This is a genomic window from Paenibacillus sp. MAHUQ-63, from assembly GCF_028765165.1.
Lineage (GTDB): Bacteria > Bacillota > Bacilli > Paenibacillales > NBRC-103111 > Paenibacillus_E.
In genome coordinates this window covers 64426-79328 of record NZ_JARADB010000002.1, presented here as the reverse complement: position 1 = coordinate 79328, position 14903 = coordinate 64426, and the positions used below count along the sequence as shown (strand labels likewise).

Genomic DNA, 14903 nt, shown 5'->3' with positions numbered 1-14903 from the left:
TCTCTACTTTATATCGAAATATCGTCTAACGGAGGAGCCCACCCTTGAAAAAGCAATTACACGAGGATATCCGGTATCCTGACGAAGCATTTCCGTACATCATGTACACACATACGAATCATGGATCTGTTCCTGAAGGCCGGGGAGTGAACGATCTGCATTGGCACGAAGAATTACAGATTACTTTGGTGACCAAAGGGAGATTGACGATACGAATCAACGGCATTGATTATCGATTAGACAGGGGCGAGGCCATTTTCATAAACAAAAGTGTCCTTCACATTGTTACACATCTGATGCCTGACGGCGAATATGTCAGTTTCAATTTTCCGGAGAAGCTGCTCGCCTTTTATTCCGATAGTGCGATGGAACATAAGTATGTTCGCCCTTTTACCAATTCTTATATATTGTCCTGCGAAATTAAAGGCGTATCGGAGTGGCAAAAGCAAATCCTGCAAATCCTGTGGTCTATGAAGGAAGCCTTCGAAACGAAAGCAAACTGGGGATGGCAGTACGAGGTTTCCATCAAAACGGTTCAGTTATGGTTGATTCTTATATCTCATCTTTCTTTATCTTCCGAAGAGCCCTCTAAGCAAAGCAGACTACAGCAAGAAAGATTGCAATTAATGCTTAGCTTTATTCACCAAAACTATACAGACCCTCTAACCTTGAAGGAAATTGCAGACGCAGCCCATTTGAGTGTTTCCGAATGCACTCGCAGCTTTAAGAAAAGCATTCAAATGACGCCTTACTTCTATCTAGTTCAGTACCGTATTAAACGGAGCTGCGAGCTGTTGGCGTCTGCGGAGTATACGATATCCGAAATTGCCCGGAGAGTCGGGTTCAATCACGTGAACCATTTTATCCAATCTTTTAAGAAACATCGTAACATGACGCCGAAGGAATTCCGCAACATCCGAATTGATCGGACTACCTAATAAAAAGACGGCAGCTGAGACGTGAAACAAAGTTCTCGCTGCCGCTCTTCTTATGATCTTCGCCTAACTAACCTAGCCTCTTACTTCCACGAATGAAGGCTCCCCTTGAGCTTCGTACAGGTATACGCCCCCCGCGGTGACCGGGAACTCGATGAACGCCGAGCCGCTAATTCGCACCTGGCAGCTGCCATCGCGCTGCGCCTCGATGCGTGCAGTCTGTAATTGACCGTTCGTCCAACTCAGCTCAACGGTATAGCCACCCCGAGCCCGAAGACCGCTAATTTGGCCATCCTGCCAATCGGGAGGCAAGGCAGGCAAGAGATGGAGCTCGCCTTCGTGACTTTGGAGGAGCAATTCCGCGATCCCCGCTGTACCGCCGAAGTTACCGTCAATCTGAAAGGGCGGATGATTATCCAGCAAGTTCGGCAAGGTAGATTTCCTAAGAAGCTGCTGCAGATGTTCACCGGCTTGTTCCCCGTCCTGCAGCCGGGCCCAAAAGTTGATTATCCATGCACGGCTCCAGCCCGTATGACCGCCGCCGCTGGCCAGCCTTCTCTCAAGCGTTACTCTGGCTGCATGGGCCAGCTCCGGCGTTCCGTTTAGGCGGATTTCATTCCCGGGATGCAGTCCGAACAAGTGAGAGATATGACGATGGCCAGGCTCCGCTTCGTCGTAGTCGTGAATCCATTCCTGGATTTGCCCATGCTTGCCGATTGTCGTCTGAGGCAAACGGCTGGATGCCCCCTCCAACTCCAGACGGAAATCTTCGTCGGTCGCGAGAACCTCCGCCGCTTCCTTACAGACTCCGAATAACGCGCGCAGCAGTTGATTATCCATCGTTGCGCCATACGTGAAGATCCCAGGCTCACCATTTGGCAATACATACGTATTCTCCGGAGATATGGTAGGACATGTGACGAGATCGCCTTCAGGGCTTTCCACCAGAAAGTCCAGCGCGAATCTGGATGCCTCTTGCAAGATGTGATACCGCTTCGCAAGAAATTCCTTATCACCCGAGAACTGATAATGCTCCCAAACATGAAGCGCTAACCAAGCCAGCCCCAGCGGCCAATATGTTGCAGGGATCCATGTGTCTTGCGGCGCGCTGTCCGCCCATAAATCTGTGTTATGATGCGCAGCAGCGCCCCTGCAACCGTACATGACATTGGCCGTTCGCCGGCCGGATTGAACCAGCCTCTCGATCAGGTCAAAGAGCGGTTCATGCAGATCAGCCAAGTTACAAGGCTCCGCCAGCCAATAATTCATCTGCAGGTTAATATTGATCGTGAATTTGCTGTCCCAGCTTGGAAGAAATTCACGATTCCAGATTCCCTGCAAATTCGCCGGCAATGAACCCGGTCGGCTGGAAGCGATGAGCAGATACCGTCCATAGTTAAAATATAACGCGAGGAGTCCGTTATCTCGCTTCCCTGTTTTTATGCGTTCCAGTCGTTCGGCGGTGTCCAGCTCTCTGAGCTCTTCGTCACCCGTCAAGGTAAAGCGCATCCGTTCGAACAACCGGGCGTAGTCCTTACGGTGGTCCTCTTCAACGCTTTGGAACCCTTTTGTCACCGCCGCTTCCACACGCTCCAAGCAATACGCTTCCGGATCGCTGTGGCGATAAGTTGTTGCCCCTGCCAGATAGAAGATGACTTCATCCGCATCTTGGACAACCAGATGCTCGCCTATGGCTTGCAGGCTGCCCCCCGAAGTTGTGCAGCGAAGTACGGCACGATAATCCACCCCGCCCTCACCTCCGCTGTTTCCGCGCATCGCGAGCGTGTCGTTCCCGATCTTCTCGATTCGTTCGACATATCTCCATTTCGCCCGGGAAAGTCGTGCATGTACTGTAAGCGCACCTGGCCGGTCCGCAGTCAGGCGAACGGCAAGCACCTGGTCCGGGCAGCTGATGAACAGCTCACGATAATAGGTCGTATCATTCATCTTGAAAGATACCCTGGCCTTCGCTTCCGACAAGTCCAATTCGCGTACATATGGCCCAGCGTCCCCACGCTGCAAATCGGGAAACGTCAGCAGCAGATCACCCAGAGGCACATAATGCCTTTGGGTCTCCGGAAGCCCTGTCAATGCCAGCGCCGCCAAGCGCTCCGCTTCCTTCGGACGACCGGCAAAGACGAGTTCGCGAATCCGCGGCAAATACGCTGCGGCGTCGGGGTTGTGTCTATCGCGCGGACCTCCATACCAAAGCGAATCCTCATTGAGCTGAATCCTTTCGTTATGCACGCTGCCGAACACCATTGCGCCTAACCTTCCATTGCCAAGCGGCAGTGCCTCGTCCCATTCCGCTGCAGGCTTGCGAAACCATATCCTTCTTTCGACATCTAAGCTCACGATGATTCCTCCCCCACCGATCCTGATTTATTCGGAAACACTTGTCATAGAGAATTGATCAAAATCCGCGAAGCCCCCAGGAGTACTCCCTGTTTGGGCGAACAGCCCTACCTTCGCGCCTACCCACTTGCTTACGGTCGCTTGAAATGCAGGCAGATCGATAAGCTCGTAGCTGTGACCGTCCAGGCTGTATTGGAATGTGCACGCCGCTCCCGGTTGGACGTTGACACGCAGCGATATCTCCTGACCGGCAATTGTGCGCCGCCATTTGACCGTATGCCCGTCTTGATTCCCTTCGAGCAGCTGAAGCTCCGGTCCTCCCTCCGCACTCTTCGTATAGATCAAAGCCGCATAGCTGTATCCGAATACGATAAGTCCCGCCTGATCGCCATAGTTCAAGCCGGTTCCATCCACACGGACCGTTGTCTCGAACGTTAGCGCAGGGAACTTCTGCAAGAGCAGGGAAGGCGCCTGATACATGGAAGAGGTCCCCTCGGGCAGGGGTTGCGCGAATAACCTCAGCCAGCCCGGCCGTTCCGCCAGGGAGTGCCAGCCTTCTTCAGGGTTAGCCTGCCACTGCCACTGCAAACCCAGCTGTTCCTCATCGAACCCGTCTGAACCTGCCGGCACACAGATCGGGTATTCGCCGCCGACATTCGGCTTTCGGAAGTTGAGAACGGGCTCGCCTATGCCATCCCCGTCGAGGTCAACCCCCATTGTTGGCCAATCATTCGCCGACCAGTTCATTGGCTGCAGGTGAACGATTCTGCCATAAGCGTCTTTGTGCTGAAAATGGATAAACCAGGATTCGCCGGATTCGAGCTCCACCCAGGCGCCCTGATGCGGACCGTTGATCACGGTATCCCCCTGGTGCAGCACAATCCGATCCTCATACGGACCGAATGGATGGGATGCGCGCAGCACGGTTTGCCAGCCTTCTTCAACGCCTCCGGCAGGTGCGAACACGTAATAATAGCCATTCCTTTTGTACATCTTCGGTCCTTCAATGGTCGGATGACGGTTGGGGTCATCGATGATGACAACGCCTTCATCTAGAAGCTGCTTGCCGTCCGGAGACATGCGCCGTACGCGAAGCCGATGCTTGATGCCGCTCCGGCTCTGCGCATAGGCATGCACCAAGTAAGCATCCCCGTTGTCGTCCCAGAAAGGGCAAGCGTCGATGAGCCCTTTGCCTTCATGAACAAGGTGAATCTCCGACCAGTTTCCGGCAGGATCATCGGCGGTCGTCATGAAAATCCCGACATCGGGGTCACCGTAAAATATCCAAAATTTATCGGCGTGAAACCGGATGCTCGGCGCCCATACGCCATTCCCGTGCTGCGGGCGATCGTATCCGCTCAGCGGCATACGCGGTATGGCGTGATTGATTAAACGCCAATTGACAAGATCTTTGGAATGAAGGATCGGCAGTCCCGGCAGATGACCGAAGCTGGATGCCGTCATATAGAAATCGCTTCCGACTCGAACGACGTCGGGATCGGAATAGTCCGCATGGAGAATCGGATTGGTGAACGTACCGTCGCCCTGGTCCGAAACCCATGGCAACCGTTCCTTCGGCATGTTGAAAGTAGTCAATGCTCTCACTCCTTCATGATTAAGGGGTGCTGCTTGTATTCGCTCGGGCTCACCCCTGTATACTTCTTGAATACTTTGGAGAAATAAGCGCGGTCGGAATAACCGAGCATATACGCCGTATGTTCCGCCGTTTCACCTTTGGCGAGCAGCCGCTTCGCTTCCTCCATTTTGATTAAATGCACATAATCGGTAAAGTTCTGACCCGTAAGCTTCTTGAAATAACGCGAGAAATAGCTGGGATTCAAGTGCAAATGCCTCGCGATATCAATGGACGTAATGTTTCTGTAGATGTGCTCGCGGATGAAAGCATGAATCGCTTTGATATCAGGGTTTGTCTCATAGGTCTCCGCTGAGGTCGCCGATACGTCCTGTAGAAGACGCTCCGAATACCAACGCACGATCCGAGCAGCCTCTTCCAGGCGGACCGTATGCGCGATATCTTCCTGAATGCCCGCAGGCACGGAACGGCCGAACCGAATACTTACCTCTTGTACGAGCCGGATCAGCCACTCCTTCGTCTTCGCTGCGTCCTTAGAAGCTATGCGCATGGCCCTCTTCATGTTCCCCAGATAAATGTGCGCTAAGGACTGATTCCCATCGAGGAGTGATTCGATCCATTTCGCCGAAAGCGCCTCAAGTCCGAGGCTTGCATCCGCTTCCGGTGAATGCCCGCTATTCATCAAGGGCCATGGAGTGTCCTCATTCCGGCTGTCCATGTCATACAGCCGATCATGGAGCTCCTTCACTTTCCCTAGTAAGCCGCCCAAACCGGCAAGCGAGCTCGTATCCTCTCCAATCGACGCATAGCCGTCCACTCTTAAGAACTCCCCCAGCTTCTCCCGGAGCTGCGGGATGAATCGCTCCAGCGAGGCTTTGGCGGCAGCCGGATCCCCTTCGCAGGAAATCGTCCACAATCGCTGATCCTTAGCCATAAATATCGTAATGCCCGTTCCGGCCGCCAACTCCAAAGCAATGTTATAGGCGGCATAATGGACCAATTCGAGGTTCTTCCGATCATATGTTTCCAAGAGATCTCCTTGGTCCACATGAAACGATGCTGCGCCGAAGCACGAGCCGGTCCAATCGATGCCCAAGCGCCTACCTTGTTCAAGCAGCCCTGAGGGATCCGAGGTATGGGACAATTCATGGAAAAATTGCTGAAGTAAAATGTCTTTATTGCGCGCCAAGTCGCTCTTGTACGCCATTTGCTCCAGCTGTTCCTGCTCGTTCGAGAGCTTGGATATCGCCTTCTCCAAGCTTTCCGTTATTTTCTCCGGGCTAAGCTCATCCTTCACGACATAATCGTCCGCATCGATCCGCAGAGCTTCCTTGACGAATTGGAAATCTTCGTGGCAAGTCAGGAAGATGACGCGAAGCTGGGCGTGCATGCCGCGAAACTGGCGCGCCAGCTCCATGCCGTTGCCGTCCGGTAAGCCGATATCCGTAATTAAAATATCCGGCAGCGCCGCTTCATAGCGTTCCTTCGCATCGGCTGCCGAGTAAGCTTCGGCGCATATGCGAAGCCCTAACGCTTCCCAGTTAACCAGCTTGCGTATATATTCTACGACGGGTACGTCGTCGTCAATCAGCATCACCTTAAACATCGGCGTAATCCTTTCCTTCGAATTCGTTCCATGGAATATACAAGACGGCGGCGAAGCCTCCATGTGTTCGCTGTCTGACAAGCAATCTGGCGTTATCGCCAAACGTCAGCTTTAAACGGCGCATGGCGTTATACATCCCGACTCCCCGCTCGCCGACCTGCTCCACCTCATTCTCCAGCTTCCGATTCAATGCCTCTGCCGTTTCGGGAGCCATCCCCTTCCCGTTGTCCGCCACCTGAATGGAGAAGCCGCCCTCCGCTTCCTGGACCGTCACTTCAATTCTCGGGTTGGGGGTCGAATGGCTGAACCCGTGAATGATGCTGTTCTCGACCAAGGGCTGAAGCAGCAGCCGTGGAACGACAACCTTGCGGCTCCAATCGGGGATATCGATGATGAGTTCGATCGGCAAGCGGTTCCGCATACGCATGATGGATACATATTGACCAAGCAGCTTGCACTCATCGGCCAAGGTTAGCGGCTCATGCACGCGCAAATGGGCACGAAGCAAGGCCATTAAAGAGTCGATCGTCTCACTATGCACCTTATCTCCCTCAATGGCCAAATTGCATTTGATAGAGTTGAGCGTATTCAGCAAAAAGTGCGGTTGAATTTGCGAGAACAAGGCATAGAGCTCGATGGTTCGCTTCTCTTCCTGCTCCGCTTCAACCTTGCGGATCAGCGCATTGATATTATCCAGCATGCTGTTGATCGATTGGCCCAAATTCGAAATTTCGTCCTGCCCTTCGGCATGATACCGGATCGAGCTGTTGCCTTCTCCGTATTGGGAAGCGATTCGCATCAGCTTCTGGATCGGCTTGTTCAGCCCTTTCGCGATGACGCCGGACATGAACAGGAATACGAACATGACGATACACACGGCCATAATCAAATACCAGAATCGCTGCGTGACATCCCCGGTTGCTAAGCCGGCATTGATATCATAGGTTAGAGTCCAGGACGTACCCGGCACCGCTGTTGTCTCTCTCATCCAGCCGTCCGCAGGACCGTCGGATAACGATAGCGGGCTGCTGTCCATGCCTGCGATCATCGACCCGTCCGCCTCGTACAAGGTAAACACGCCATCCCCCGCGTTGCTGAACAGCCCTTGGAAGTAAACGTCCGGAATACCGACGAAGAGCGTACCCAAGACAAGGCCGCGGAATGGATCATAGACCGTTTTCTTCACAAACAGATAATAAGACGCGCTGAAAACATCCCCGTAACTGCTGCCCCGCTCAGCCCGGAACCAGCGGACAATGCCTGTGGAGGCTTCTTCTTCCGTCAGATGTTCGAAGCGGCTGTCTTTCCGAAGCATAGCGGCATCGCGACCATTCAAGGTGCCGATGATGGGATAATGCGCGCGATTAATGAAAAATACACTAACGTGTGCCAGTGATAATTTGCCGGCTTGAAGAGCAGCGCTTTCATTCAGGCGGGTATACGTACGGTAACTCTCAAAACTATCGAAACCCTTCAAATTACTTAACTCTCTCAAACTGTCTAATAAACCGTTCGATTGCGAGGCCGAGTACTGGTTGACCGTATACGTAACGTCGTTAGCCGTTTTGGACAAGTCGCCGGCGAGAATCCCGATAATTCCTTTCATATTCATTCGAACGTTGTCCTCGTTCGCCTGCTTATTCGCGACGTAGGACAGCCCGGTTATGAACAGCAGGGGAATAATAAGGAACAGCAGCAGCGAAATTTGGATTCTGCGGTAAAACGATACGCGATACAGCCAGCTCAAAGCCAATCTCCATACCTCCAATAAAGCACTTTTCAATTATCATACATCATTCGGTGGGAAATAAAACAAGGAAAACGGCGAAATCGCCGATTCCCTGCACTGCTGATTACTTTTTATTCTGATTGATTATTTTCTGGCCTTCCTCCAGCATGAATTTGCGTGCTTCCTCATAAGAGGTGTTGTCCAGCATATATTTGTTCAGTCCGGCTTCAGCCACCTTCTTCAACTGCTGCTGATAGGGAACGCTGATGACGGAAGTGCCGACCGTCCGCACCCGATCGTTGAAGATCGCTGCATTCAATGCTTCGCTATTTACGAGATCCGTCTTGCCCTGCAGCGTTTTATCAAGCACCGCTTTGCCGTCCGCTTTCGTCCAGCCCGGAATCCATCCGCCCAAAGAAGCGCCTTCTGTTGTCGCGAATTTAATAAAATCAAATGCCGCTTCTTTGTTCTTCGAATTTTTGTGAATCGTAAAGAAGGATCCTGCAATGTTCGTTAAGCCCGGCTCGACATTCTTGGAAGAGCGCGGAAGCGGAGCGAACGTAATTTTGAAATCACGCGGATAGCTTTCCTTATTCAAGAAGGCTTCATCGAGCGAATACATCGGTATGGGCATCATGCTCGTCGTGCCGTTCATGAAATCCGTAGCCCAATGCTGCTTGGCGGAAAGGACATCGGCGTGCGGCCGAACCGACTTGTCTTCCACTTCCATCGCCCTCCGAAGTTTAAACCAATACTCGAAGCTCGGATCATCGAATTGCAGCGTACCGTCTTCTTTGAGCTGCGGATTTTTGAAATCCGTGTAAGCGATGATATTCGCGTATTCGCCGAAGGTGTGGAAATAGGCGCCGTACCGCCCCTCTTTGCTCATCTTCAGCTTCTTGGCATATTCCCTGAAGTCATCCCAGGTCCAGTCGGAAGGCGGCAAGGAGAGACCGGCTTCCTTCAAGTGGGTTTCATTCATAGCGACATACCAAAAGCTTGCGTTGGCCATCATGCCGTAGTGCTTCCCGTTATAGACCGGATCCCGGTAAAAATCCTTCTCCGGATTGATTTGATTGGCCTGATAGAATTCATCCAGCGGATACAGGACCCCGTTGCCGGCGCGTTCCGTCACGAACCCTTCGTTATTCAGGAAAAGAACATCCACCTGCTCGCCTGAAGCGGCAAGCACGTCGAACTTTTGCAGCATTTCGCGGCTATCGTTATTCTGGACAAGCGCCACATGCTCCACCTTCACATTTTTCCCCTGCGCATTATAGGCGTCGATGATCTTCATCAGCGGTTCGCCAGGCTCGCCTTTGTAAGCCGTGTACACCTTAATCGTCGTCGTTGCGCCTTTGGGCGCTGCGCTATTCTCCCCAGCTGCCGGAGATTGCGTGCCCCCGCTGCAGGCTGCCAGGAATAGACTCAAACTCAACATCATCGTCGTTGCGATTTTCTTCATTTCGGATCCCCTCTTCTCAACTGTCGTTAGCATCCTAAGCATAACTAATTTGTAAGCGATTGACCGTGTACTTTGTGTTACTGTTCTACGTGCATTTTTTTGACATGCCGGACGATGAGGATAATTACCCTTTGACCCCGCCAACCGTAATCCCGTTAATCACTTGCTTCTGCAGAATGACGAAGACGATAATGAGCGGTACAATTGCAGACACGGCGGCCATCATCATCAAAGAAACGTTATTGGAATACTCCTGGCGGAAAAATTGAATACCGAGCGGCAGCGGGAAAAGCTCCTTCGTAAACAAGAAAATCAACGGGTTCTGATAGTCGTTCCAAGTCCAAATAAACTTGATGATGCCTGCCGTTGCCAGAATCGGTTTGCACAGCGGCAGCATGATTTGGGCATACACCCGGAAATAACCCGCTCCGTCGATTTTCGCGGCCTCGATAAAATCGTTATGAACCCCCATCATAAACTGCCGCATGAGAAACGTGAAGTACATGGAGAAAGCTAGCATTAGAATCAAGCCCTCATGCGAATTGTACAACCCGAGCCATTTGATCATGATGAATCGCGGGACGAGCGTCGCTTGCTCCGGAATGATCATGAACGACATCATCAGGCCGAACATGACACCTTTCCCGGGAGTATGCAGCTTAGAGAAGGCAAAGGCCGCCATCGAGGAGAAGAGCAGCGTCGCAAGCGTCGCTATGATTGCAAGCTTCAGCGAATTCCAATAGAACAGGGAGAAGGGCACTTTCTCCAGCCATACTTTCTGGAAGTTGGAAATCCAATTCCAATTCGTTGGAATCCACTGGATCGGGTACGTCATCACGTCCCGTTCAATTTTGGCCGACGCCGAAAGCATCCAGATAAGCGGAACAATGAACATGACGGAGCATGCTCCGAAAATAACGGTTAATATCATTCTGTCGAGCTGTAATTTGTTGGCTTTCACTGTGGATTCCCCCTATTATGAACGTTTCTCTCGGGCTTGTACGACCCATGTCACAGATGTGACGGCGATGACCAGCAGAAACAACACCCAAGAGAGCGCGGAAGCATATCCCATATTAAAGTTAATGAAGCCTTCCTCATAGATCCGGTAAACGAGTACCGTCGAAGCGTCGTTCGGTCCTCCGTCCGTCAGAAACTTGATAAGGTCGAACACTTTGAATGAACCGATAATTGTCGTGATCGTAAGGAACAACGTGGTCGGTGCCAATAAAGGAACCGTGATGTACCAGAATTGCTGCGAGCCTGATGCCCCGTCGATCCGGGCGGATTCGTAGATGTCTTCCGAAATTTGCGTCAAGCCCGCAAGGAAGATAATCATCTGATAACCGAGCGCCTGCCAAATTGCGATAACCATGATGGCAATGAGCGCATACTGGGAATCGACGAGCCACTTGGGCGGATGCTCCATGCCGATTGCCATCAGAAATTGATTAATCGGGCCGCTTGACGGATGGTATAGAGCTGCCCAGACAGCGGCAATCGCGACTGTGGAACAAATATAAGGAATAAAGAATAATATTTTGAACAGATCTTTGGCATAAACCTTCGTGTGTATGAGAACTGCCATGATCATGGCGATCAAGAGCCCCATGGGCACAGTTACGGCCGTAAAGAACAGATTATGCTCCAACGCCTTCCAGAACTTGGTGTCGTCTACCATCTTCTCGAAGTTGGCAAAACCTACCCAATCCATCTCCTCAAAGCCGCCTGCAAGATTCCAGTTCGTGAAACTCAGAAATAACGAGAATAACAATGGGAATATGGCAAGCGTAACGATACCAACCGCCTCAGGTGCTAGGAATATCCACCCGATAACCGCCTCCTTCCTTTGTTGATTCCACCCTCTTCTCTTCTCTTTCCGCCTTACGGTTTCCATCCCCAATTCCATATGTTCTACCTCCTGATGGTCATCCTATTCGTTATCCTCATTATAGGGCTAATCAACAGGATTCGCGGTTCAGGATTTAGACTCGTTTTCGTGTATTATTTTTACCTAACCCTATTCATATGTGAAATCGGATGCGCCAAACCTCACAAAAAAACGACTGACAACGTCAGTCGTTTCCATGTGGGGATGTAATCAATCCGCTTTATTTACCTTAATTTCCGTCGTATGATTCTGGACATCCGATTGCAGCTTCACGACATAGGTACCTGTCTTGGCGGCTTTGAAGGGAATAGCTCCCGTCAGCTTCTCGTCCACTAGCACTTCTGTGCCGTCTGGCCCGAACAGCGTCAATTTCCTTTGGTGAAGATCGTTTCCGCTAACGCTGCGCCACCACCGCAACGGCCCGAACCGGGGATCCGTCGCCGCTGACGATGCGCAGAGGAAAACCGTAGAACATAAAATCCGTTGCGACGGGAAGTCGTTCCAAACTCTGCAGCCCCGTGTACGTCACAACACCGATTCCCAACAAAGCCCGCTCCAGTTCTTCAGACAGCTCACCGCCGACGAAAGGCGGCCGCAGCGCAGCAAGCCGGTCATAACATTCGATCCCAACGGATTCGCAGAAAAACAGCCCCCGATTTTCCGGCCAAACAGCGTCTTTGATCCGTACGACCTGCGAGGCTCCGAAAAAACGCTCCAACGGCAGCTCGTCCAATGTCGCGCCCCCGGGGTGCATATGGGAAGGAGCATCCACGTGGGTGCCGGTGTGGCTCCCCATCGATAGCTGCCGCAGTTCCCACGTGTGCTGCTCATATGTATGTACGACTTTGACTTTCACCTCCGGATCGCCGGGATAAACGGGCATGCCATCGGCAATCGGCAGCGTTAAATCGATTACTTGCATTAATGCGCCTCCTTTTCATGCTTATATGCAAATTCTATACGTTCAGCGGCCTGTCGTAAACGAAACCGTGAAAGATGCGCGTAAACGAATGACGCCACGATCCGACCTGAGGGCTGGATCGTGGCGTCATGATGTTTTAAATAAGCGCTTTTCTTTTATTCAAATAAACATATAAAATCAGTCCGGTTATTGCGCATAAGGCCGCACATAGTCCAATGAAGCCGTATCCGGCTTGAAGTCCGCGAAGCAGACTTATGGCCGAGTCTTCACCAACCATGCGCTTGACGAGCTCTATGACGCCCCCGATAAGATAATTGCCGATCACACTGCCGACTCCCATCAGCGTGACAGTGAAGGTGATCGCCGTATCGCTGCCCTTCGGATATCTCTTCGCGATAAAAGCCATCACGGTCGGATAAATCATCGCAATGCCTATACCGGAGACGGCAAACAGGAACGCGGCACGTTCACCGCCAAGTATGGCAGCGAATGTACATAATGCCGAAAACCCTGAGAAGATAATGAGGGATAATACGAAGCCTATCCGGTCTGTCAGCGGGCCCAGCAACAGCCTAGCCAGCGCGAAACATAAGAAGAAGATGGATAGCATGCCCGAAGCGTTCACAGCATCCCAACGATAAGCTTTCTCCAAGAAATTAACGAGCCAGCCGCCAACGGCTAATTCCGATACAACACCGAACGTAAGCACCAGCACCATTAACCATAACACGCGGTCTTTCAGCAAGGCTTTGAATGGTATGCGATCTTCGTGTGAGATGTCATCTCCGGGGAACGTACTTAACAAGGTAATCACAATCGGGATGACGGACAATAACAGCATCACCAGATACATCCCGCGCCAGTCCAGCATATGGCCAGCAATCGTCACCTTCATCAGGCCTGTTGCAATCAGCGGAGCGACCGTCGAGCTTAGGCCATAGAAGCCATGCGTCATATTCATCATCATTCCCGTGTTCCTCACGAAAATCCGGGCGCTTAGAATGGCCAGGCCAATTTCCAGCATTCCATTCCCGATATACATCAGGAAATACGAAATGGAGAACATCGGATAATAGTGGGAGAAGTAAATGAGGATGCCGGACAAAGCCATAGCGGCGAACGCGGCAACGGTCACCCATTTGATCCCCCATATTTTGGTCAAATAAGCGGTGAAGGAACAGGCTATCAAATAACCCAGAGCGTTCAAGGATAATAAAGTGCCAAGTTGGGACTCACTCAACATAAAATCGAATTGAATTCGCGGTATCGCCGGGCCTTTCATATTTTCCGAGAACCCGAAGATGACGAATCCGATAAATATCGTTGCCAGCTGCATGGCATATATGGGGTTGAGCTTGCTCTTCCTTTTTTCTACGGCCGAGTAACCTGCTGCGGGTCTCTTCACATTTTTACCGCGTCATCCAACTGGATGACGTTTTCCTTATAGCATTTACCCCAATCATACATCATCTGCAGCAGCGGCATCAGACTTTGTCCGTAACGGCTAAGCGAATATTCGACTTTGGGCGGCGTCTGATCGAATACTTCCCGGGAAATTAGCAGATCCTCCTCCAGCTCACGAAGCTGGTTGGTTAACATTTTTTGAGTAATACCAGGAATCAGCCGCTTCAGCTCTCCGAATCGCTTGGTTCCATCCAAGCCTAGATGCCACAAGATGATCAGCTTCCATTTGCCTCCGATAACAGCCAGTGTGAGTTCCTTCTCACAATTTATATCTTGCAAAGATATACGATCTTTAACTTCCAATGCCACAATGATTCAGCCTCCTCTATCCACTTCATACTTCTACAGAGGGTAGGAAGAAGCCTTCAATTTTATGCCATTATTCTAAATTTGCATGATTTTCGTACATATTGGAGGTATTGATATCCAGCTTTTGCATGAGACACAGAAGTACAGCGTCATAAAATAAGAGCAGCGTTTGTTCAAATAATGTCCCCATAGGCTGTAAGGAAATGTCTGCCTCGAACCGGTCTTTCCGAACCCCAGGCACCTGTATCGTATGATTGGACCTTCTTCCTATCGTCGATTGAGAGGAGAGCGTAATCAAGACGACCTCCGCTTCAAGCGCAGAAGCTTTGTCCGCATAGGCAGCCAGATGTCGGGTCTCCCCTGAGCCAGAGCCGATTAGAAGGAGATCGCCACGCTTAATCGCAGGCGTCACGGTTTCTCCAACGACATAGACTGGAATGCCCGCCTGCATGAGCCGCATAGCAAAAGCACGTCCCATAAGCCCCGATCTTCCGGCGCCGGCGACGAATACCCTGTTAGCCTCTAGAATGCGCTCGGCAACCCGAGCTACATCGCTCTCGCTGATTTGCTTAACGGCTTGGTAGATTTCATCGGCAACCAGTAACGGCCATGCGCCTTTTAAAACATTCATCT

At 51.4% G+C, this 14903-nt stretch carries 13 protein-coding genes; 1 reads left to right on the top strand and 12 read right to left on the bottom strand.

Going from position 1 to position 14903, the window contains the following annotated elements; translation table 11 throughout:
* The first annotated feature begins 44 nt into the window (after positions 1-44).
* Positions 45-938 carry an AraC family transcriptional regulator gene (locus PUT07_RS08750; RefSeq protein ID WP_274467575.1) on the top strand — a complete coding sequence of 298 codons (894 nt, stop codon included), beginning with the start codon at positions 45-47 and terminating at the stop codon, positions 936-938.
* Between the two features lie 72 nt (positions 939-1010).
* Here PUT07_RS08750 and PUT07_RS08745 read toward each other — a convergent pair whose 3' ends face one another.
* The 12 genes from PUT07_RS08745 to hxlB all read right to left on the bottom strand — a co-directional run bounded on the left by PUT07_RS08745 (position 1011) and on the right by hxlB (position 14901).
* Complete coding sequence (locus PUT07_RS08745; protein WP_274467574.1) at positions 1011-3290, bottom strand: glycoside hydrolase family 95 protein; 2280 nt, start codon at positions 3288-3290, stop codon at positions 1011-1013.
* A gap of 27 nt (positions 3291-3317) precedes the next feature.
* Positions 3318-4871, bottom strand: coding sequence for a glycoside hydrolase family 43 protein (locus PUT07_RS08740; protein ID WP_274469257.1), 1554 nt, complete (start codon positions 4869-4871; stop codon positions 3318-3320).
* 20 nt (positions 4872-4891) lie between these two features.
* Complete coding sequence (locus PUT07_RS08735; RefSeq protein ID WP_274467573.1) at positions 4892-6490, bottom strand: response regulator transcription factor; 1599 nt, start codon at positions 6488-6490, stop codon at positions 4892-4894.
* A complete protein-coding gene (locus PUT07_RS08730; RefSeq protein ID WP_274467572.1) occupies positions 6483-8243 on the bottom strand; it encodes a sensor histidine kinase in 1761 nt (586 codons plus the stop codon). The genes PUT07_RS08735 and PUT07_RS08730 overlap by 8 nt, the downstream gene beginning before the upstream one ends.
* Positions 8244-8343: 100 nt before the next feature.
* Positions 8344-9684, bottom strand: a complete 1341-nt coding sequence (locus PUT07_RS08725; RefSeq protein ID WP_274467571.1) for an ABC transporter substrate-binding protein — start codon at positions 9682-9684, stop codon at positions 8344-8346.
* 124 nt (positions 9685-9808) lie between these two features.
* Entirely contained in the window at positions 9809-10645 is an 837-nt protein-coding gene (locus tag PUT07_RS08720) for a carbohydrate ABC transporter permease (RefSeq protein ID WP_379239644.1), read from the bottom strand.
* A 15-nt stretch (positions 10646-10660) separates the two neighbouring features.
* The gene (locus tag PUT07_RS08715; RefSeq protein ID WP_274467570.1) at positions 10661-11593 is read right to left on the bottom strand and encodes a carbohydrate ABC transporter permease; all 933 of its coding nucleotides are present in this window, start codon (positions 11591-11593) and stop codon (positions 10661-10663) included.
* A 192-nt stretch (positions 11594-11785) separates the two neighbouring features.
* Entirely contained in the window at positions 11786-11944 is a 159-nt protein-coding gene (locus PUT07_RS08710; RefSeq protein ID WP_274467569.1) for a hypothetical protein, read from the bottom strand.
* 25 nt (positions 11945-11969) lie between these two features.
* Positions 11970-12497, bottom strand: coding sequence for a cyclase family protein (locus tag PUT07_RS08705; protein WP_274467568.1), 528 nt, complete (start codon positions 12495-12497; stop codon positions 11970-11972).
* 136 nt (positions 12498-12633) lie between these two features.
* Complete coding sequence (locus PUT07_RS08700) at positions 12634-13833, bottom strand: MFS transporter (RefSeq protein ID WP_274469254.1); 1200 nt, start codon at positions 13831-13833, stop codon at positions 12634-12636.
* Positions 13834-13898: 65 nt separating this feature from the next.
* Complete coding sequence (locus tag PUT07_RS08695; protein ID WP_274467567.1) at positions 13899-14270, bottom strand: winged helix-turn-helix transcriptional regulator; 372 nt, start codon at positions 14268-14270, stop codon at positions 13899-13901.
* Positions 14271-14340: 70 nt separating this feature from the next.
* On the bottom strand, positions 14341-14901 hold the full coding sequence (gene hxlB / locus PUT07_RS08690; RefSeq protein WP_274467566.1) for a 6-phospho-3-hexuloisomerase: 561 nt from the start codon (positions 14899-14901) through the stop codon (positions 14341-14343).
* Positions 14902-14903: the final 2 nt, after the last annotated feature.

Excerpts from the sequence above, each read along its gene's own strand:
- PUT07_RS08705 (WP_274467568.1), bottom strand. The coding sequence starts at position 12,497 with ATGCAAGTAATCGATTTAACGCTGCCGATTGCCGATGGCATGCCCGTT.
- PUT07_RS08740 (WP_274469257.1), bottom strand. The coding sequence starts at position 4,871 with ATGCCGAAGGAACGGTTGCCATGGGTTTCGGACCAGGGCGACGGTACG.
- PUT07_RS08715 (WP_274467570.1), bottom strand. The coding sequence starts at position 11,593 with ATGGAATTGGGGATGGAAACCGTAAGGCGGAAAGAGAAGAGAAGAGGG.
- PUT07_RS08725 (WP_274467571.1), bottom strand. The coding sequence starts at position 9,684 with ATGAAGAAAATCGCAACGACGATGATGTTGAGTTTGAGTCTATTCCTG.
- PUT07_RS08735 (WP_274467573.1), bottom strand. The coding sequence starts at position 6,490 with ATGTTTAAGGTGATGCTGATTGACGACGACGTACCCGTCGTAGAATAT.
- PUT07_RS08700 (WP_274469254.1), bottom strand. The coding sequence starts at position 13,833 with ATGCAGCTGGCAACGATATTTATCGGATTCGTCATCTTCGGGTTCTCG.
- hxlB (WP_274467566.1), bottom strand. The coding sequence starts at position 14,901 with ATGAATGTTTTAAAAGGCGCATGGCCGTTACTGGTTGCCGATGAAATC.